The organism is Natronomonas sp. EA1, assembly GCF_051195035.1.
GTDB lineage: Archaea > Halobacteriota > Halobacteria > Halobacteriales > Haloarculaceae > JBNTJV01.
In genome coordinates this window covers 12914-32159 of sequence record NZ_JBNTJV010000009.1, presented here as the reverse complement: position 1 = coordinate 32159, position 19246 = coordinate 12914, and the positions used below count along the sequence as shown (strand labels likewise).

The window sequence follows — 19246 nt, the reverse complement described above, 5'->3', positions numbered from 1 at the left end:
ACAACAGCTTCGAGGCGGAGAAACTGATCAATGAGTAGGGACCGAGAACGGACGAAACGTGAGGCTGAGACAGTGTCGGAGGACACGGTTGAGACGAACGGACCAGCGCCGTCAGATGTCTATGAATCGCGTGACGAACATCGCTATCCCACGTCAGAGTATACGCCAGTCGCATACGACAACCTAGAGGTGTCGCCGGCGACCGACGCCCATCCCGATTCGGGGACCGGTGGCAGATTCAGGACGCTCGACCTGCCGAAGGTCCCGAAACTCAAGTACGTCGTCGGACCAAGCGCGATCATGCTCGGAGCCTCGCTGGGGAGCGGCGAGACGCTGTTCTGGCCGCAACTAGTTGCCCGCTATGGCTGGTCGCTGTACTGGCTTTTCCTCGTCGGCGTCCTCGCACAGTTCGTCGTTAACACGGAGATACAGCGCTGGACGCTAGCCACAGGCGAGAGCGTCTTTCGTGCGATGGAACGACTCCACCCCCTCGTTCCGTTTGGTTTCTTGCTCGGAGGGTTCGCAAGCTTGGGCTGGCCCGGCTGGGCTGCCAGTGCGGCCAAGGTCGGTGCCGCGAGTCTAGAACTGGGAGCCATCGCCTTTGCTGGCTTCGAGCTCGCTGGGTGGCGTGTACTGGGAATCGTACTGATGGTGTTTGTTTGGCTCACCTATCAACTGACACCGCTGATGTACAACGTCGTCGAGCGACTCCAGATACTGCTGGTCGGGCTGTCGATCGCGTTCGCACTCGTGCTGTTCGCGCTTATCGGCTCGTCTGCGGAGCTTGCTCGCCTCCCCGGCGAACTGGCCGAGTTCGGTCAACAACCGCGGGTCGGGACGATCGCGATCTTGCTCGGCGGACTCGCGTTCGCGGGTGCTGGCGGATATCTGAATCTCTCACAGAGCCTCTGGGTCCGCGAGAAGGGGTACGGGATGGGGCGCTACCAGGGCCGTATCAAGAACCCCTTCGCCGGTGACGACCCCGAGACGGTCCACGAGAACGGCTTCTCCTTCCCGCCGACGGCAGTGAATCTCGAACGGTGGCGCGGGTGGTGGCGGGTCACGCAACTCGAACACCTGCTGACGTTCGTCGCTGGGCTCGTGCTCGCGACGACTGCGTTAGTCGCAATCGCTGTGACCCATGCGCCCGGAACGACCCGAACCGCGGTTGACATGTGGCTAGTCGATATCGCTCCGTCGGTCGGGCCAGTAGCCGCTTGGGTCATCTATGCGACGCTCTTCCTGGCGCTGTTCACCACGGAGTACGCCATCGTCGAGTCGTTCGTCCGCAACAGCTCCGACATTATCTATGAACTGTACGGTCGGGACATCGGCTGGCAGCTCCCGGAGCTGTTCTGGGGACTGTTAACCGCGTTTTGTGCGTGGGGTATCCTCATCCTTCTGCTCCCCGTCAATATCGGTGCATTCAGCATTCTCGTCATCGGGGCCGCGATGTCCGGACTTCTCATGTGGCCCTACATCGTTGTCGTCCAGTACATAAACGCCGTCAGGCTCCCCGAACACGTAATGCCGGGGTGGGGACGAGTCATCGCAATGTGGTTTGCGGCTGGCTTTTTCGGTTACTTCAGCGTCCTATTGGTGGGGACGTTCTTCAGCACGAATCTCGGAATCTCGGTGTTCGCCGTTGAGATGGCTATCCTTGGAAGCAGCCCCGGTGGTTATTTGCTGTGGGCAGGATACGTCGTCGTGCAGGCCTTTCTCGTCTATCGAGTCACAGTGGCGAAACTCGCAAGCGAGGGGACCGTTGCCGATTCTGAGGCTGGACAAGGGTGGTTTCCGTGAGCGGCGAGGCAGCGACCGATGATGTTTTTGTCCATCTCCACTTCGCCATGCGCGGGGCGTACCCACTTCGGCTGCTCGACTGCCTGTTCTGCGAGATGCGCGCGCTGGTCGTCGAGTACGACTATATCACCGGTGTAGGGCTCGTCGGCGGGACGCCGGCGCGCCGTGCCACCGAGTTCGCGGAGGCGGTCCGAGACGGCGGCTTGCCGGCGGCCCTGGACGCCGCTGAACGGATAATCGAGATACCGTACAGTGACCTGACGAACATCCGAATCTACGACGGAGGATGGCTCGGCCGGGAGAAAATCGTCCTCAGGCACACCGCTGGATCGTCGGTAACCGCCCGCGTCCACGCAGCGATTGATCCAGCGGCGTTCATCGACGCGCTTCGGCCGGTGGTGGAGCCGCATAGCGTGACGGTGCAGCTGGTCAGCGGAATGGGGTTACGTGACGCACTGCCGATCGTCGGCCGGAGCGGGCGGCGGAACTGATACGACCTGTCGTCGGCCACTTCCGGGATGACCGCTTGGCCGTCACAGAACACAGCGACAACAGGTCATGCGAACCAATAGCGTTCGACGTTATCACATATCGTCGCTACTCGGTGCGATCAGTTCGATCGGGTGTTTCGACGGGCGGGCGAGCAGGTCGTCGAGCTGTTCGAGACACGAGGTACCGCTGGCTACGACAGTCCGGTCGGTCGCGTTCGACGCGCGGAACTGGTCGGCCAACTCTTCGCCGACGGCCATACTCACGTCGTAGTACTCCTGCTTGTAGCCGAAACTCCCGGCCATCCCACAACACTCCACGTCGGAGGTGAGGACGTCGAACCCGAGCTGGTCCAGTATGTACTCCGTGTACTGCTCGACACCCAGTGTCCGCTGCTGACAGTGGCTGTGGTAGGCGACGCGCTCACCCTCGCCGTCCCGAAGTGTGTCGATGTCTGCGCCGTTCTCCAGACAGCCGTAGACGTATTCGAACACTTCGTAACTGTTGTTCGCAAGCGTCCGGTACTGCTCCTCGTTGAGCAGTTTTTCGTACTCACGCTGGAACAGAGCGTGGTCACTGGGCTCGATGACCACCACATCCCGTCCTGCCTCGACGTGCGGGACGAGTGCGTCGGCGACCGCTTCGGCTCGCTCGCGGGCGGTCGATATCATACCCTGAGAGAGCGGTGCGCGGCCAGACCCACCCACGTCAGGGACGCGGACGGTGACGTTGAGGGCTTCGAGTGCGCGGACGGTGGCCTTCCCGCGTTCGACGTGCACGTAATTGGTGTAGAGGTCCGGGAAGAGAACGACCTCTCGCTCCGGGTCCGCTGGCCCCTGTCGGCCGGTGACCCATGCACGGAACGTCTCCCGCTGGAACGCCGGCAGGTCCCGCCGCCGGTCGACGCCAAGTAGGCGTTCCATAACCAGCCGTGACGACACGGTGTTGGCCAGCCAGTTCGACAGCGGTGCGGTGGCGCTTCCGAGGCGGGCGAGCGTCCCGAAGTTGCCGAACAGCCGCTTCTGTGGATCCAGCCCAGACGGCTCCTCGTCGGGTACCAGTCCATCGACGAGCCAGTCCAATTCGCCGTCCTTGCCGCGATTGATGCGGTCGCGGACAACCGTGTTTATCCACGGGATATCTATCTCGACCGGACAGGCGGGCACACATCGCGAACAGCCGGTGCAGAGGTCGTTGAACTCGGCGGCGGTGTCGAGTCCCTCGACGCCAGCCTCCCAGCCAGTCGCGATTCCACCGGAGTACGTCTCGCCGCCGAAGACGTGGCCGCCGACCTGCTGGAAGTTGGCACAGGAGTTCGAACAGGCCGAACAGCGAATACAGTACAGCGTCTCCCGTAAGTCATCGTCCTCGCGCATCGCCATCCGGCCGTTGTCGATGAGTACGAGGTGAAACTCGCGGTCGTCTGGCGAGCCGAATTCGTCGGCTTCGAAGTCCATCGTCGGGGAATCGACCGGGGGCGTCAGTAGCGAGATGTAAGAGGTGATGTCTTGCCCGGTCCCCGAGCGACCGATGAGTTCGACGAACGGCTGGAGGTCTTCAACGGAGGGGACGACCTTCTCGACGCCTGCCACGGCGACATGGGTATCGGTGGCAGTGACGGTCTTACGGGCGTTGCCTTCGCTGGTGACCAGCGCTATCGTCCCGGTATCGGCTGTAATGAAATTCGCGCCCGTAACACCGACGTCGGCCGCGGCGATGTCCTCGGCCAGTTTCTCCCGGGCGAACATCGTCAGATCTTCAGCGGTTTCGGGTTGATCATCAGGATCGAACTGCTCGGTGAACAGGTCAGCGATGGCCTCCCGTGACTTGTGAATTGCCGGTGCGACGATATGGGAGGGAGCCTCGTTGGCCACCTGCAGGACCCACTCCCCAAGGTCCGTCTCGACGACCCGAGCGCCGGTCTCCGCGAGAGCGTCGTTGAGCTCAATCTCCTCGCTGGTCATCGACTTGCTCTTGACGACTGTCCCGGCGTTTCGGTCTTCAACGACCGAGCGGACATACCGGTTTGCATCGGCCGCGTTATCGGCTAAATATAATGTTCCACCGTTTTCCTCGACGGTTTCACGCAAGTCCTTGATGAGGGTCGGCAGTCGCTTGATGGCGTCTTCCTTGATATTTCGGGCCTCTGATTTCAGTTCCTCGTAGGATTCAAGCTTAGCTACGGAGTCGTACCGGCCCTGGTTGAACCCCTGCGTGTTCTCCGCGACGGCCTTGCCCTCCGTTTCGAGGATGTGTCTAATGTGCGATGCCTTCGTGTTGCGTGCATTCGCTGTCATTGGTTGACGATGATTACGTGGACCGACTTCGGCCCGTGGGCCCCGGTGACCAGTGCTCCCATGTCCGCCGTCGCGCTCGGCCCGGTGGCAATGATAGCGCTGGTCCTTTCCGTCCGAAGCTGATCTCCAAGGCGGTCGAATGCTGCCTCCATCCCAGGTACGATATCGCTCGCATCCAGTATCGCGACGTGCTCGTCGGCGAAGAGACTGACCGGTTCCATCCCTTTAGTCGTCGTTGGGATAACGATACTCCCGTACTCAGCGATGCCGAGCACGGCCTCCGTGACTCCCGTTGCCGCGGCTTCGAGGTCGGCCGGCGAGAACGACGTTGAAACGGTATCGGGGAGTCCGTAGGCGTCCGTCGAGGACTCGACGCCAACGGCGGGTTGAGAGACCACGTCCTCGACGACCGTCTCCACGTCTTCCGGGTCGGCGACGGTGTATTCTACGTCGTAGGCCGTGAGGCGGTCAAGAAACCGTTCTGGGATAGGACGCGTCTCAATCATCAGTATGTAGATAGATAGCCTTCGAGCCTACTATAGTTGATGCTCGCTGAGATGTGTGCGTAAATTTGCTGATTCGCGCACTCACGCGCTCTCCACCGCTATTACCGCCTCCACTCTGCCGGCGACTGCGTCGACGATATCTCCAACCAGCGAGTGCTGCTTCGCTAGCTGGCGTCGGATCGCTGACCAGGCCGCGGATGTCTCCGGACATCGTTTCAGAACGTTCCCGAGGCGATGACGTACGAGAACAGGAGCGCGAGTATGCCTGTCACGGTTGCGTAATACGCCAGCGGGATGAGTTCAAGCCGTATGACCCGGCCCTCTTCGCCCACGAGGCCGACGACCGCCAGCGCGGCTACCACGTTGTGGACCGCAATGAGATTCCCGATTGCGCCACCGACTGCCTGTGCGGCTACAAGGATAGTCCGTGAGATACCGAGGTCGGCCGCGACATTGTACTGGAACGTCCCGAACAAGATATCGCTGACCGTGTTCGATCCTGCGAGGAACGCGCCGAATGCGCCGACCAATGCCGCAAAGAATGGGTAGACGCCGCCCGCCGTGTCAGCGGTCGCTTCGGAGAGAACTACCAGCATACTGTCGATACCGGCACTCTCACCGGATTGAATCATTATCTGGACCGTCGCGACGGCGAACAGCAGCGCGACGACGGCAGGCGTGACCTTCTCGATGGTTTCTGTCCAAGCAGCGGTGATCTCCTCGCGGTCCATACCGTGTAGCGGAATCGTCAGCAGGTGGACGGCGACGAACACGGCGCCAGGTAGGTACAGCGCCGCGAAGTCGTTCGTGAGTCCAGTACCGAGGATATCCGGCCACTGTAACACAAGCGTCGAGGTAAGGAAGCTCTTTACCGGACCGATGACGCGGGTGACGACTAGTAGCGCCGCGAGCACCGCGTACGGTGTCCACGCACGGACAAGCGACATTGAGTGGCTGGCCGTGACTTGTCCGCCGTCGGCTGCGATCGTGGAGTCGCGGTCGGACATTTCTTCGTCGGCCGTAGTTGTCTCGCCCGGCTCGATATCGCCGACCCAGTGTTCGGGCCACTGGGATTCAGGGCCGAAGTCCCACTCCTCGTCGGGGTGGAAGTAGCCGGCCTTGAGCGCGCCGACAGTTGCGAGCATCCCGCCCATCGCTCCGAACAGGCCGGGGAACGTCGGACCGAGGAAGTAGGCGGTCAGCCAGTACGGCACTGCGAAGGATGCCCAGGCGAATAGGCACAGCGGGAGGACCTCCAGTGCCGGCTTGATCGAGCGTTCCTCGCCGAAGAACCGAGTCATCATCGCCACGCCGATGAACGGGAGTAACACCCCAACAATGACGTGATATGTTGCCGCCCAGACAGCGATCTGTGCGACCCATTCCGAAACGGTCATTCCCTGCTGTGCGACCGCGGACGAGATGGTGCTTGACGACCTAAAAACGTCTTCGAGACCGATGATGAGCGGCGTTCCAACGGCACCGAAGGTGATGGCCATTAGGTTCCCGGTCAGTGCGACCACTACGGCTGCCAGCGGCGGGAAACCGAGGCCGACGAGCAGTGGTCCAACGACGGCTGCCGGGGTGCCGAAGCCAGCGGCTGCTTCGATGAACGACCCCATCAGGAACACGAGCAGGACGACCTGGACGCGTCGGTCGTCACTGATCGAAGTGAACCCTCGGTTGATGACGTCGAACGCACCCGTTTGCTTGAGCGTGTACAGCACGAGAATTGCGCCAAACACGATATACAGGATGTTGACAGCTGTGATCGCCCCGTCGATGGACGCGGCGGCGATCCACCGTGGCGTCATGTTCCAGCTGAAATACCCGACGACAGCTGCGGTGACCCATGCGACTGGCATCGCCCGGGTCGCTGACCAGTACCGCCCGACCATCAGGAACGCGATGATCAGTAGCGGGAGTGCAGCTAGAATCAGCTGCCCAGCGCTTACCATCGAATACCACCTCCGGACCGTGACGATAGCGTTGTTCGTCTACTGTCCGACTGTCGATGTGACTGCCTGTGCGGCATAGTCGGGCCTGTTCCTACTCTATATTTATAATCATCTACCGTTCAGCACATGGGACGAGTTTAGCCGAGCGTTACAGACGAGATAGAACAGCTTCACATACCTGACTGAGCCAATTTTCTTGAATAATTTTGTGAAAATTGTGGCTGGGGACGAATGATGATAGTTCAGTTGTGTGTATCCCTTCTCTGTTGGTGCAGTTAACTGAAATACCTCAAAGGCGGGCCGACAAAACAGTACAGTTGAGTGCAATCCTGCGCATTCGGGCCTAAAACGCTCGAAATGGCTTTATGATTGAATTCCGTGGACCGAGTGAGCCAAGAGCAACGAACAAATTACTATGAAACCACCTTTCTCGCGCGCGCTTGCTGTGGCGTCGCTGACCGAACGCTATGATCACCTGAGTGGTCTCGGTCACAGCACCGCCATACCAGTCGCCTTCTCTCCCCCTTACTCTCGGAGCCCATTTCGGGCCACCGTCGCAAGCGGTGGATGGCAGTCGGACGGTCTCTCGCCCGGAATCGGCGGCCGCTCACCGTCGCGAGCGACAGCCGGACCAGACGCCAGGTCGTCACGCGTAGTGCTCTTCGAGATACTCGACGATGTCGTCGCTCTCGTACATCGTCTCCTGACGCTGGTGGTCGACGAGAAACGGAATCTGGTCCTCACCGCCGAGTGCGAGCAGTTCGTCGTGGGTCTGCTTGTTCAGTGTCTCCCCGTCGTGCGTGCGGGGATTGTGGATGATGTATGACACGCCCAGTTCAGAGAGCTTCTGACGGGCCTTCTCGGAGTAGGGACAGCCCTCAGCTTGGTAGAGCTCAAGCATCAGTCGAGCGGAGGGACGCCAGACAGATAACGACCGGGCATGGCCGACTTGAGGCAGTCGTCTCCCCTCAGCCCGTCCCCCGTTCAGCCGTCGGACCGGACAACCCTCCTACAAAACCTTCAGTGGTAGTGGTTAATGATCTCGTGACCAGCGAACAAATAAACGCCATTATCGGCTGGGAAATGGTAGGAATTACGATGTTAGAAGTAGCCGAAAAATTTTCTCACGGACGCTCTTCTCTGGAGTGGATTCTCGCTTTTCGTCGTCTTCATAGCATCGTTACCGGCGTTAACAACACAGAATCGGATGGGGATGGTTCTCTCCCACGGCGAAAGCCCACGGCTTTCGCCTCGTACCGCTGTATCTTCTGCTCAGAATAGTTCATACCTCGGTTTCTGACAGGCCTCGTTGTCCGGACATACTTGTACGTATGGATAGTATCAACTGCTATGACGGGCGATAACGAGGTGGCGCAGCACTGTACATTGGCCGAACAGGCGGATCTACTCACAGCACTTGATGCAGCTGCGATCGAGCATCTCGAAGTTGACGAGCACCGAACGATAGTGATCTATCAAAGTGCAATTATCATGGTCATTGTAACCGAAGGCCGGGCAACTGTGGCACGAGCGTTTGACGTTGAACTCTGGAAAGAACCAGTGAACAATCCTGATCGCGATCTCGATGATCTCCTCACTGCGTTTCTTGATGAGCTGCTGGCGACTACTGACACGGCCCATCGCTGAATGAATCACGATTCGCTCTCTAAAGCGCACACACCGTCTCCGGTAGATTGAGTACGGAGCTGACCAAATTCAGGATTATCGATGATACGGGTGCAACGTCCAGTTGAGTGCTCATCGAAACACGGAACCTGTTCTCTCACCCTGAACATACTAGACCATCTCGCGGCATTAAGAATACCCAACGAATTCGTTGGCGGCTGTTCGCTTGCGAGTTCATGAGCACTAACAAGCGAGAACGATTTGCCGGATCAGGTTGTAGTAGACGGACAGAGAACGCATTGAACGAGGAAACCTGCAGTTACGGAATCACAACAAGTGTGAGACGATCTCCTTGTTGAGGGTGTGAGCAGTGAGTAGAGGAAGACGTTCTGAGAGTCTTCCCTCAAAGTCGGAGCGCCTCAATCCTACGAGGATACTACTGGAGTCACGTTACAATGCTATAGTAGTTAGCAAAAGTAATTGCTCACATCTGGGACAGAGATTCTGCTGAGTGCGTCATCGATCGCGGCGTTGAGTTCGTCCAGAGAGTCAAAGGATCGGTTGCCAAGAGCGTCTTTCAGTTGTCTCCAGCACTCTTCAACCGAATTTAACTCCGATGAGCACGCTGGCACTCTCACCAGGGCGAGGTCGTCACGGGCCGTCAGGTCCGTGACGGACGACGCCCAGAAGTACGGTGCACCATCGAGTAGACAATCAAATCTCATTGGAATTCTTCACACAACGCGAAAGAGAGTGAAGTGCTTCGCGTGCTTGGCCGTCACGTACTCCCCAAATCGTGAAAAGAAGCGATCACCGTGTTCGGTGATCGCGCCGAGCACGCACGTCCAGTCACGCTGGCCGGAGAATTCGACCGAAGGACGCATGCCGTGCAGAAACCACGCGGCACGCGGCTCAATTCGTACGGATTTCTTGGTTTGATCGATGCAAACTACTGTGGCGTCCATTTCCCGCCGCTTTTTTTGAGCTCGTCGTGAAATTCGTCTCAGTCTTCGGGATCGGCTTCGGCAGCTGTTCGACGAGGCTTCTGGTAACTCAATCCCGCTTCTTTCGTCAACCGCCGACAACTCGGGATTGAGTAGTCAACGTCGAACGTGTCTTCGAGGAAATCGCTGAGGAGCGCCAGCGTCCACGCCGTCGCGTCAACTCCTGCTTCACTCGGTAGCTGATGAAGTATTTCTTCTAACTGTTTTCGTTGATGTCCAGTGAGTTTGCGCGGTCGTCCTGACCGATGATCGTCCTGAACAGCCTGCTCAAGCGGCTCAAACAAGAGCCGCTTGAGCCAGCTGTAGATCGTCCGTCGCTGCACATCGTACTACTCCGCAAGTTCGGTCTGCGTGACACCGTTCTTGTACGCAATCGCCGCTAACAGCCGCTGTATCGGTTTCTTCCCGTCAACTTTGTCAAGTGCGTGCTAAAGATCTTCGACTGAAATCTCGTTGAGATGATTCATTACTCGTCGTTTGATTCTACGTGCAGAAAATTCTGACGTCTACTATAGTCCAACTGGGAGAGTCTTCAACGTGTCTGGAAATTTGAAGGGCTAGTTTTGTTGTTCCCTCATTTGAGGGTTGATTTGGGGATGATCGGTAAGTACAGAGGGGGATGTATCACGTTAATCAAGGAACTCCTCAGTATCTGTCAGAATCTCGCTTTTGAACACAGGGAGCGACATAGAGCGTTTCCGTAGCTTCACCGGCGCTGCTTGTTACAGCGATTCTGCATCCAAATACTGTTTAGACGAGACTTGACCAATCACCTCTAAAATCTCATCCCAGTATTCGACATCTGGGCTCTTCATCTCCAAATCGCTAATTACCGAAATAGAATGTGAGAACTGTTGGAGTGCCTTGACTTTCTTCCCACGGGCCGAAATAATATCTGACCCTTCCCTCAGATACCACTCTCTTTGTTCCGGTGAGTTCGGACCTGAAGCCGCAATTATGTAGGCTCGAAGCATTTTCTCGAAGTCCGGTGTATTCCCCCGTACGAAATCGTCATCTGGAAAGGCAGAACAAAGCCGCTTCACTGTCCGCTCTAACCGTTCACCGTTCCCAACAGGAGCGAATATCTCCCGGTACGCATTCAGGGGTTGAAGCAAATTGAACTTCCAAACCTCATCGCGGTCCGCCACCTCAACTCTCGTAAACATCTCGTCAGGAAGCTGCTGGATATCCTCTTCTGGTTCAAGCTCCCATAACAATCCATCTACGTCATAGAGACTTGGGTCCAGTAACAGCAAGAGGTGATCCGGGCCGATCGGGCAAATAATCTGTCTCCCGATCAGCTCTTTCGTCGTTGTATCTACGTTGTCAAACTGCTTAGCTTGCGCCTCAACTACCGGTTCGTCAGAGGTAAAGAAGGGGAGGTCGGTCTTATTTTCTACTAGCACCCATCCCATATATTGGAGAAGGGTGTGCCCTTCCGATGTATTGTATGAGATTGCGGAGAACCAATCTTGTACGCCCTCATTGAACTCATCAAGTGGCAATCTCTCTTTGGCGCTGTAGTAGAGCCGTGAATTAATACTCCGTGTCGTTTGAAACGATATAAACGAGGAGACCCCGGGAACATCCTTTGCCGATAGGACTTCTCCGTCCAGAATATCACGGATAGTGCTGATCATCTCTCGTTCGGCGATGTTCGTCTCACCGCCCTCCAAGAGGCCATCCGCGAAATTTTCGTAGGAAGCCGCCTTTCTGATTGGATATCGGTCTCGTGGCGGATGATAGTCACCGCCCTCATGCTTGTCAAGAAGTGAATATCGAGAAATAAGTCCCTCCCCATCCGGAGCAAAATTTTGGAGGTACGCTTGAGGAACGATATGCTCGTTGGCCATCTGATTAAGAAACCGGAAACCAACAGAATAAGGCTTACTGGCTCTATCAGAATCCTCAATCAATTGAGCCAGTATCGTTGGTCAGTACGCTCGTTCTATTTCCAACGTGGCGTTGAGGATTAACATTCCCAGCAGTCAGGCTCGAGACTGCAACTGTGTGGGTTTAACCAACACCCGCCGTCAATACGGTCAGGTGTTGGTTAACACGGATTACGTCTGATTCAGGAACTATTCTCGGAAACAGGATCCGAACGGAGTCAACTCGGGACTGTACCGGGATTGGAGAGGATCACATCAGGTTTCCTGAAACGCGGAAGCGCCACGCCGCAGCTTATCGGGAACGTAGACAACTAATCGAGTATGGGAGAACACTCAACGTCGAACCGATTGGCGGTAGATCAGCCGACACGGGGCGCTGACCGCAATCGGTCCCTCGCTGACCAGGCCGATCCGGCTACGGACGAGATGCTGCTGCCACAGCTCGACGACGGCATCACGCTGCTTGACGTGGAAGGGGGCCGCGGCGTCCCGATCCTGCAGTCGCTCGTGCTCGACCATCTCCTCCTGCACAACGGGCCCGCCATCTGGGTCGACGCAAATGGTCACGCGACGACGACGACACTCGCCCAGATCGCGCCCAGTCAACGGTTGCTCAACCGAATCCACGTCGCACGCGGATTTACCGCCTACCAGCACTACGGCGCCGTCTGTAATCTCCCGTCCGCGGTGAACAAAGTAATCTAGACGTCCACCGCCAATGCCCGGGCAGCCGGTCGAGGGGCGCCAGGTCGCGACGAGGACACGTCGCCCCACACACCCGCCCTCATCGTCGCGCCGGCCGTCGACGCCCAGTACCGCGCCGACGATACCCTCGGCGAGACCCACGCGAAAACCCTTCAGGCTCGAACTCTCGCCCGGTTGGCGACCTACGCCGATGGGTACGACATCCCGGTGCTCGTTACGCGAAACGAACGAAACGAATTCACCGAGTCAGTCGCGACGGTCGCCGACCACCACCTGGAGTGCGAGCAAACTCGGATGGGGCCCCGGGTCGTCGGCAAAGACTTCGAGACGCTCGTCTATCCCGTCGACGACGGCGCGTACTACCAGACGAGGTTCGCGTACTGGCGGCAGCTGCTCGCGGCACGCGCCACGCAGGTCGGCGTGGAACCGACGACGCCGGCGCCATCGACGCCGACCCCAGAGGGTGTCGGCACGGGGGTCACCGCTGACGGTGAGACGGTGGCGGCCACCGCGGACCCCTTGCTCGATGCGTGGACCGCAACTGGGACAGGAGGGCGATAACGATGGGGCGGACGAACCCGACGTACCGAGATGCACTCCGGGCCATCGAAGAGCGGTGGGCAGAGTTCCGCCGGGCACTGCGGCGTCGCGACCAGCCACGGTTCGACCGGCTATTCGAGTACGCACGCGAGCACGTCGACGCGAGCGGGCTGTTGAACCACCAGAACCCGCTACTGCCGGCGCTGCTCAGCATCGATCTCGAACAGGAGGCCCGCCTCGACGACCACGAAGAGCGCCTCGAGGAGCTCGAAGCCGCGGTCGCAGCACGCGATGATCAAGAGAGTGCCCCACCGGACGCGAACCCGTGACGATGCCGTTCAGCGTGATGCAAGGTGGAGCTTCCGACCTCACGAGGCAAGCGAAGCGAACGATTGTGTGGAGAGGAAACCGGCACGATACTGTGCCATCCACATTCGATGGGTTACCGACTCCCACGGAATCGTGGCTAATATAAAGACACATGCGTACATCTGAAACACGGATGGAGGTCCGACGCACGGTCCCCGTCAAACTCGACGTGGCCGACAGCGACGCCGACCTCCTCCACGAAACCATTTCCGAGTTCCTGTGGGCCGCCAACTACGTCGTCGACCACGCGTGGCAAGGCGAATACAAGACTACGAGCAAAGCCGAACTCCAACGCGAAACCTATGACGACGTGCGGGCAGAGACTCGGCTGCAAGCGAATCTCGTCCAGAACGCCCGCAACAAAGCTGCCGACGCCGTACAGAGCGTTGTCGCCCGGTGGAAGCAAGGGGACTATGCGGGGAAGCCGAACTTCACCGCGCCGACGCTCGTCTACGACAAGCGGTGTGCGACATTCAACGACGACCACGCCACACTTTCGACCGTCGAAGGACGGATTACCGCTGAATACGTCCTCCCCGACGAGAGCCGCGAGACACCACACTCGGAGTATCTATACAACGACGACTACGAAGTGACGGGCGCAGAACTGCACTACCGCGACGGCGAGTTCTACCTTCACGTCCGAACAAAGGCGGACGTGGAGTTCGAGACTGCCGACGACGGCAACGGCGAGCACAACACAGTCCTCGGCGTTGACCTCGGCATCGAAAACATCGCCGTCACCTCCACAGGGACATTCTGGAACGGGTCGGAGCTGACTCACTGGCACCGAGAGTTCGAGAAGCGTCGCGGGTCACTCCACCAGCGCGGCACGCGGGCCGCCCACGAAACCATCCAGTCGGTCGGACGTACTGAGACGGGCCGCTACGATCACTTCTTACACACTGTCTCCAAGGAACTCGTCGCGGAAGCCGTCGAATATGGCTGCGACGTGATCGCGTTTGAGAACCTGACCGGGATTCGTGAGCGGATGCCCAACGCCAAGAAGTTCCACGCGTGGGCGTTCCGACGCCTGTTCGAGTACGTCGAGTACAAAGCCGAAGTGGTCGGCATCTCGGTCGAACAGGTGAGTCCTGCATACACGAGCCAGCGGTGTTCCAAGTGCGGCTTTACTCACGAGAACAACCGTTCAACCTCGGACGGGCAGGACGCATTCGAGTGCCTGAAGTGTGGATACTCCCCCCATGCGGACTACAACGCGGCGAAGAATATCGGATTGAAGTATCTCCGCTCGGCGCAAAAGTCGTCGGGCGGAGGCGCACCCGTAAACGTGCGCTTGAATCGCGGGACGTTGAACGTGAATGGCGATTACGAGCCTTCCGCTAACGGCGGACAGAACGGGAGTCCATGCGAAAGCCCCACCCACAACGAAGCGAACGGCGAAGCCGTGAGCGAGTAGGATGGGGCAGTTTACTATCGACTTTCTGGACGACGGCCGCGTCCTGGAGTGGGAGGCAACCGCCGACGGCGCCGTCGCGACCGAGCGCGATGACTACACCCCCCGCTTCTACGTGGCCCCTCGCGACCCAGAGACCGACATCGACCTCTCGACACTCCAGTCGGTGTACGACCAGCACCCGGACGTCGTCGCGACCGAGAAGGTTACGCGACGGCCCGGCTTTCGACGGGACGAGGAGACAGTTCTCGCCGTCGACGTCGCCCACATCGACCGCGTCACTCCACTCGCTCGGCAAGCGCGTCAGCTGTCGGACTATCCAGTCGGGGACCTCGCCTGTTTCAACGTGGACTTCTCGCGAGAGTTCCGGTACTGTCTGGAGACCGGCGCCGATCCGACACCCGCGAGCGAGCTGTCGACGCTCCGGCTCAGCGTGCCGGTGACCGAAACGAGCAACGATGTCTATGGGGAGTTGGCCGTCGCCGGCGACACCATCACCGGGTCGCCGACGGATATCCTGACCGCCGTCCAGGGGGCGCTCGAAGCACATGATCCGGACGTTCTGGTCTGCTCGACGAGCGAGATCGTCTCGACCCTCCACGAGATGGCGGCGGACGCCGGCGTCGACGACTTCTCGCTGAGCCGGAGGCCGGACACCGACTACCAGCAGCTCGCGAGTCGGTCGACGTACTCGAGCTACGGCCGCGTCGGCCACTCGCCGGCGCGGTACAACGTGCCCGGTCGGGCGATCATCGACGAATCGAACACGTTCTTCTACGGGGAAACAAACCTCGACGGCGTCCTCGACCTTGTGTCGCGCTCGAAAAAGCCCGTCCAGGAGCTTGCGTGGGCGTCGATCGGGAACGTCCTCACGGCGATCCAGATCTGCGAGGCCCACGACCGCGGTGTCCTCGTCCCGTGGAACTCCTGGCGTCACGAATTCTACAAGCCGATGGGGACGCTCCACGACGCCGACCGTGGCGGCTTCATCTTCGCGCCCGAGGTCGGCCTCCACGAGAACGTCCACGAACTCGACTTCTCCTCGTTGTATCCGAACATCATCTGTACGCGAAACGTCTCGCCGGACGTCATCCGGTGTGACTGCCACAGCGGCCGCGACGACGTCCCCGGCCTCGGATACTCGATCTGCGACGACCGGGGCTACCTCGTCGACGTGCTACAGCCGATCATCGACGCTCGCGACGAGATCAAGGCGGCCATCCGTCGCGAGAAGGAACGAGACAACCCCGACGAGGACCGGCTAGCGGAACTCGAGGGCCGGTCGGGCGCGCTGAAATGGATCCTCGTCGCCTGCTTCGGTTATCAAGGCTTCAGCAATGCGAAGTTCGGGCGCATCGAGTGTCACGAGGCAATCAACGCCTACGCTCGCGAGATTCTGCTGACGGCGAAACAGCGGCTGGAAGCCGGTGGCTGGCGGGTTGTCCACGGCATCGTCGACTCCATCTGGGTGACCCCGGACCCCGACGTCGACGACGATGACCGCGAGGACCTCGAGACGCTCGCGACGGAGATCACGGAACGCGTCGAGATTCGGCTCGAACACGAAGCCCACTACGACTGGGTGGCGTTCGTCCCGCAGCGCGAGAGCGACGCCGGCGCGCTGACGAAGTACTTCGGGAAGGTCGCCGGCGACGACGACTTCAAAATCAGAGGCATCGAAGCCCGGCAACGCTCGACCCCGCCGTTCATCGAGAACGTTCAGCGGGACTGTCTCGACCAGCTCGATGCTACGCGGTCACCGGACGCGGTGCTCGGACGGCTCGAACGAGCAATCGACGAACTGCAGGCGGGCACCGTAGCAGTAGAGCGGCTCGTCGAGCGGAACCGTGTCTCCAAGCCCCTGGAAGGCTACTCACAGAATACACAGAACGTGGCCGCCTTGAAACGGGCTCGCGAGCAGGACCTGGCAGTCCACCCGGGCCAAGATATCGAGTACGTGGTCGTCGACGACGAGAAATCCTCGCGAGACCGGGTCGCCCTCGCCCACGAGGAGATCGAGACCTACGACGCCTCGTACTACGAGACGCAGCTGGTCAGAGCGGTCGAGAGCGTGCTTTCACCGCTTGGGTGGGATCGGTCCGACATTCGCCGAGAGCTCTCCGGTGAGAGGGACGCCGTTTTGAGCTCGTTCGGAGCCACCAACGAACTGTCGTAGTGGACCCCACCCCTGGTTTCCGTCGTTTCGATCCAACCCCACGTTTCCGACGTAATTTTCGACCCCCCTCGTTTCCGTCGTTTCCTCACGCCCCACCCCGGATTTCCGTCGTCCACACCCACTCAGTAGTAGGGGGTCACTACTCGCGAGTCCAGTCCTGCATCCGGCTGTCCTCAAGTATCGTTTCGCGGACGACCTGGGGATCTTCGATGAGTCGGTTCTGGAGATGGATGCCGCCCGCACTCCCCTTGTTGATCTTCTCGATTTCGACAACCCCGAGGAAGGCTTGCTCTTTCAGGATGTCGCGGAACCGACGAACGGAGAGGATATCCATATCGAGATGGTTGCAGATGCGTTCGTACTGGTCGTACACCCGGCTCGTGAGGAACGCATCGTCATTGCTGTTGACACTCAGTTCCGTGAGCGCCAGCAACGCCGCCTTCGCCTGCGTGGGTGCGCCGTTCACGAGTTCTCTGAACCGGTCCTTTTCGGCGTGCTGCTGTGCCTGGCGAACGTGTTCCTCCGTCACCTGCTCTGCTCCGGCCTCGTAGGCGACCTCCCCGGCGTGGCGAAGAATGTCGATCGCCTTCCGAGCGTCGCCGTGTTCCTGCGCGGCGAAGGCCGCCGAGAGCGGAATCACGTCCTCGGAAAGGACGCCGTCCTGGAAGGCGTCCTCACGGTTGAACATAATCTCCCGGAGCTGGTTGGCGTCGTATGGCTTGAAGAACAGCTCCTTGTGCTGGAAGCTGCTTTTCACGCGCTCGTTCACGTTGTCGACGTACTGGATCTTGTTGCTGATCGCGATGACACCGACGCTACAGTCGATTTTCCCCGCCTCCTCAGCGCGCGAGAGCTTCATCAGCACGCTGTCGTCGTTCATCAGATCGATCTCGTCGAGGATGATGATCACAGAATCGAATTGAGCGTCGAGCGTCTTCCAGAGGAGTTTGTAGTATTTCGACGTACTGAGGCCGGTATGTGGGACGGAGATTCCAGTCGAAGATTCATCGTTCAGCTTCGCGGCCAGTGAGGAGATTGCTTGAGTTTCGGTATTGTCTTCAGCACAGTCGATATACGCGGTTCCAATCTCGACGCCATCCTGAGCGGCATTTTGAGCTCGTTGACAGACGTGTTTTGAAACGAGAGATTTGCCGGTCCCCGTTTTCCCGTAGATCATCACGTTTTCCGGGGAGTACCCGTGGACAGCACCGTTGAGACGTTTCGCGAGCTTCGAGATTTCCTCGTCGCGACCGACGATCCGGTCAGCCTCCGGCACGTGACCGATTTTCAGGAGATCCTTGTTCGCGAAGATGCGATGCCCGGATTCAAAGAGTGGATCGTCGACAGAACTGGGTGAAGAGTCGGGCGTCATTGAATATCACACGGTGTGAGCGGGGGGAGTATAAATCTAGTGGAGAACGCCACCCCACGTTTCCGACGTTCTTTGTCCGATATCAGCCGGAAAATGCCGTCATTCGGTGAAATTGGATTGCTGACAATATAGCCGCGTTTCCGACGTGAGAGAGGAAACCCGTAGACGGAAGCATCGCCTCGATGTCGAATCCCGAACCCACACACCCCACGTTTCCGTCGTAATCACCGAACAGGTGGGGAGGGGACTCGAAGAAGACGTCCACGACGAGATACCAAAGACGAGAGCGACCTAGCCGTCCAAAGCTGGCCGTCTACAGAAGCAGCTGGAAAGGATCGTTTCATCTGAGGGGGCGAAGTACTCCGCCCCCTCATTGGTCGAAGTAAACTTAATGAGCGTTTCTCAGCTATACCACTTTAATCTATGTGTTGCAGAAGTTAGTTCATCTCTAGATTGGTTCTAGGTCAACAGAATTAGTGGCTGTATAGCACTATCGTAGTCTCTCCCTACGCCGTCGTGGAGAAACGACGGAAACGCGGGGGGTGTGGTCCCTTCGGAATCAGCGTCACCCCCTCCACCAACATCCAGTTACGACGGAAACGTGGGGTGGGTGTCCTCCATCATCGAGTTTTACTCGTCCGGGTTGACCGGACCCTTGTACTGAGAACGAATCTTCTCTCCCTCCCGCCACTGCCAGTAGTAGTAGCGGTTGTCGTTGATCTCCTTGATCGTGATCGTCGCTTTGGCAGGGACGTCGTCCGGGAGATCGTCCGGTCGCTCTTCGACCTCTTCTTGATCTGCCGACTCCTCGAGACGGGCCTCTCGTTCCTTGTGCTCGGCGAGCGTTTCAGCGTACGTCGCAACGTCTCGGAGCTGCTCCGGGTCCGACTCGTTGAGCGTGGTGACGACCTCCGTCGGGAGGTTCGCCGGTGGGGTCGGGGGTTCGTAGGACATCGGCTACTCTCGTGTTAACCAACACGGTCCACGAATCCATAGTTTTGTTGGTTAAGACGATGGAGACGGCTCCTGTGCTTGCTGGTCGTAACACTACTCGAAACTTCTTTATATACGAGTTTCGTACTATGTTACACC

The 19246-nt window shown here is 58.9% G+C and carries 13 protein-coding genes and 2 pseudogenes; 7 read left to right on the top strand and 8 right to left on the bottom strand.

Going from position 1 to position 19246, the window contains the following annotated elements; all coding sequences use genetic code 11:
* The first annotated feature begins 30 nt into the window (after window positions 1–30).
* Both ACQUQR_RS17530 and ACQUQR_RS17525 read left to right on the top strand, forming a co-directional pair.
* Complete coding sequence (locus ACQUQR_RS17530; protein ID WP_435065782.1) at window positions 31–1803, top strand: Nramp family divalent metal transporter; 1773 nt, start codon at window positions 31–33, stop codon at window positions 1801–1803.
* Entirely contained in the window at window positions 1800–2294 is a 495-nt protein-coding gene (locus ACQUQR_RS17525) for a hypothetical protein (protein WP_435197670.1), read from the top strand. Before ACQUQR_RS17530 ends, ACQUQR_RS17525 begins: the two co-directional genes overlap by 4 nt.
* 93 nt (window positions 2295–2387) lie before the next feature.
* Here the strand turns inward: ACQUQR_RS17525 and ACQUQR_RS17520 are convergent, their stop codons facing one another.
* The 4 genes from ACQUQR_RS17520 to ACQUQR_RS17505 form a co-directional block, all read right to left on the bottom strand.
* Entirely contained in the window at window positions 2388–4589 is a 2202-nt protein-coding gene (locus tag ACQUQR_RS17520; RefSeq protein ID WP_435065785.1) for an LUD domain-containing protein, read from the bottom strand.
* The gene (locus ACQUQR_RS17515) at window positions 4586–5095 is read right to left on the bottom strand and encodes an LUD domain-containing protein (RefSeq protein ID WP_435065787.1); all 510 of its coding nucleotides are present in this window, start codon (window positions 5093–5095) and stop codon (window positions 4586–4588) included. The genes ACQUQR_RS17520 and ACQUQR_RS17515 overlap by 4 nt, the downstream gene beginning before the upstream one ends.
* A gap of 215 nt (window positions 5096–5310) precedes the next feature.
* Entirely contained in the window at window positions 5311–7053 is a 1743-nt protein-coding gene (locus ACQUQR_RS17510; RefSeq protein WP_435065788.1) for an L-lactate permease, read from the bottom strand.
* A 646-nt stretch (window positions 7054–7699) separates the two neighbouring features.
* Window positions 7700–7954, bottom strand: coding sequence for a glutathione S-transferase N-terminal domain-containing protein (locus tag ACQUQR_RS17505; RefSeq protein ID WP_435197669.1), 255 nt, complete (start codon window positions 7952–7954; stop codon window positions 7700–7702).
* Between the two features lie 449 nt (window positions 7955–8403).
* Here ACQUQR_RS17505 and ACQUQR_RS17500 point away from each other — a divergent pair, with 449 nt between their 5' ends.
* Window positions 8404–8700, top strand: coding sequence for a hypothetical protein (locus ACQUQR_RS17500; protein ID WP_435197668.1), 297 nt, complete (start codon window positions 8404–8406; stop codon window positions 8698–8700).
* A 446-nt stretch (window positions 8701–9146) separates the two neighbouring features.
* Here the strand turns inward: ACQUQR_RS17500 and ACQUQR_RS17495 are convergent.
* Together ACQUQR_RS17495 and ACQUQR_RS17490 are read right to left on the bottom strand one after the other, a co-directional pair.
* Window positions 9147–10150, bottom strand: a pseudogene (locus ACQUQR_RS17495) (IS630 family transposase).
* A 255-nt stretch (window positions 10151–10405) separates the two neighbouring features.
* A complete protein-coding gene (locus ACQUQR_RS17490) occupies window positions 10406–11536 on the bottom strand; it encodes a DUF4238 domain-containing protein (RefSeq protein WP_435197667.1) in 1131 nt (376 codons plus the stop codon).
* A 465-nt stretch (window positions 11537–12001) separates the two neighbouring features.
* Between ACQUQR_RS17490 and ACQUQR_RS17485 the strand changes: the two are divergent.
* The 4 genes and pseudogenes from ACQUQR_RS17485 to ACQUQR_RS17470 all read left to right on the top strand — a co-directional run bounded on the left by ACQUQR_RS17485 (window position 12002) and on the right by ACQUQR_RS17470 (window position 16782).
* Window positions 12002–12841 (top strand): annotated as a pseudogene (locus ACQUQR_RS17485) (hypothetical protein).
* A 2-nt stretch (window positions 12842–12843) separates the two neighbouring features.
* Window positions 12844–13149, top strand: a complete 306-nt coding sequence (locus tag ACQUQR_RS17480) for a hypothetical protein (RefSeq protein WP_435197666.1) — start codon at window positions 12844–12846, stop codon at window positions 13147–13149.
* A gap of 173 nt (window positions 13150–13322) precedes the next feature.
* Window positions 13323–14609 (top strand): RNA-guided endonuclease InsQ/TnpB family protein, encoded by a 1287-nt coding sequence (locus ACQUQR_RS17475; RefSeq protein ID WP_435197665.1) that lies wholly within the window; start codon window positions 13323–13325, stop codon window positions 14607–14609.
* A gap of 1 nt (window position 14610) precedes the next feature.
* Entirely contained in the window at window positions 14611–16782 is a 2172-nt protein-coding gene (locus tag ACQUQR_RS17470; RefSeq protein WP_435197664.1) for a type B DNA-directed DNA polymerase, read from the top strand.
* 139 nt (window positions 16783–16921) lie between these two features.
* On the opposite strand, the gene orc4 is transcribed toward ACQUQR_RS17470, so the two are convergent.
* Window positions 16922–18154 carry a DNA replication protein Orc4 gene (orc4, locus tag ACQUQR_RS17465; protein WP_049908454.1) on the bottom strand — a complete coding sequence of 411 codons (1233 nt, stop codon included), beginning with the start codon at window positions 18152–18154 and terminating at the stop codon, window positions 16922–16924.
* 630 nt (window positions 18155–18784) lie between these two features.
* Window positions 18785–19108 carry a hypothetical protein gene (locus tag ACQUQR_RS17460; protein WP_435197663.1) on the bottom strand — a complete coding sequence of 108 codons (324 nt, stop codon included), beginning with the start codon at window positions 19106–19108 and terminating at the stop codon, window positions 18785–18787.
* Between the last annotated feature and the right edge of the window lie 138 nt (window positions 19109–19246).

What these genes read in the sequence shown, in the direction of transcription:
- ACQUQR_RS17530 (WP_435065782.1), top strand. Translation starts at nt 31, where the DNA reads ATGAGTAGGGACCGAGAACGGACGAAACGTGAGGCTGAGACAGTGTCG.
- ACQUQR_RS17520 (WP_435065785.1), bottom strand. Translation starts at nt 4,589, where the DNA reads ATGACAGCGAATGCACGCAACACGAAGGCATCGCACATTAGACACATC.
- ACQUQR_RS17515 (WP_435065787.1), bottom strand. Translation starts at nt 5,095, where the DNA reads ATGATTGAGACGCGTCCTATCCCAGAACGGTTTCTTGACCGCCTCACG.
- ACQUQR_RS17510 (WP_435065788.1), bottom strand. Translation starts at nt 7,053, where the DNA reads ATGGTAAGCGCTGGGCAGCTGATTCTAGCTGCACTCCCGCTACTGATC.
- ACQUQR_RS17505 (WP_435197669.1), bottom strand. Translation starts at nt 7,954, where the DNA reads ATGCTTGAGCTCTACCAAGCTGAGGGCTGTCCCTACTCCGAGAAGGCC.
- ACQUQR_RS17500 (WP_435197668.1), top strand. Translation starts at nt 8,404, where the DNA reads ATGACGGGCGATAACGAGGTGGCGCAGCACTGTACATTGGCCGAACAG.
- ACQUQR_RS17490 (WP_435197667.1), bottom strand. Translation starts at nt 11,536, where the DNA reads ATGGCCAACGAGCATATCGTTCCTCAAGCGTACCTCCAAAATTTTGCT.
- ACQUQR_RS17480 (WP_435197666.1), top strand. Translation starts at nt 12,844, where the DNA reads ATGGGGCGGACGAACCCGACGTACCGAGATGCACTCCGGGCCATCGAA.
- ACQUQR_RS17475 (WP_435197665.1), top strand. Translation starts at nt 13,323, where the DNA reads ATGGAGGTCCGACGCACGGTCCCCGTCAAACTCGACGTGGCCGACAGC.
- ACQUQR_RS17470 (WP_435197664.1), top strand. Translation starts at nt 14,611, where the DNA reads ATGGGGCAGTTTACTATCGACTTTCTGGACGACGGCCGCGTCCTGGAG.
- orc4 (WP_049908454.1), bottom strand. Translation starts at nt 18,154, where the DNA reads ATGACGCCCGACTCTTCACCCAGTTCTGTCGACGATCCACTCTTTGAA.
- ACQUQR_RS17460 (WP_435197663.1), bottom strand. Translation starts at nt 19,108, where the DNA reads ATGTCCTACGAACCCCCGACCCCACCGGCGAACCTCCCGACGGAGGTC.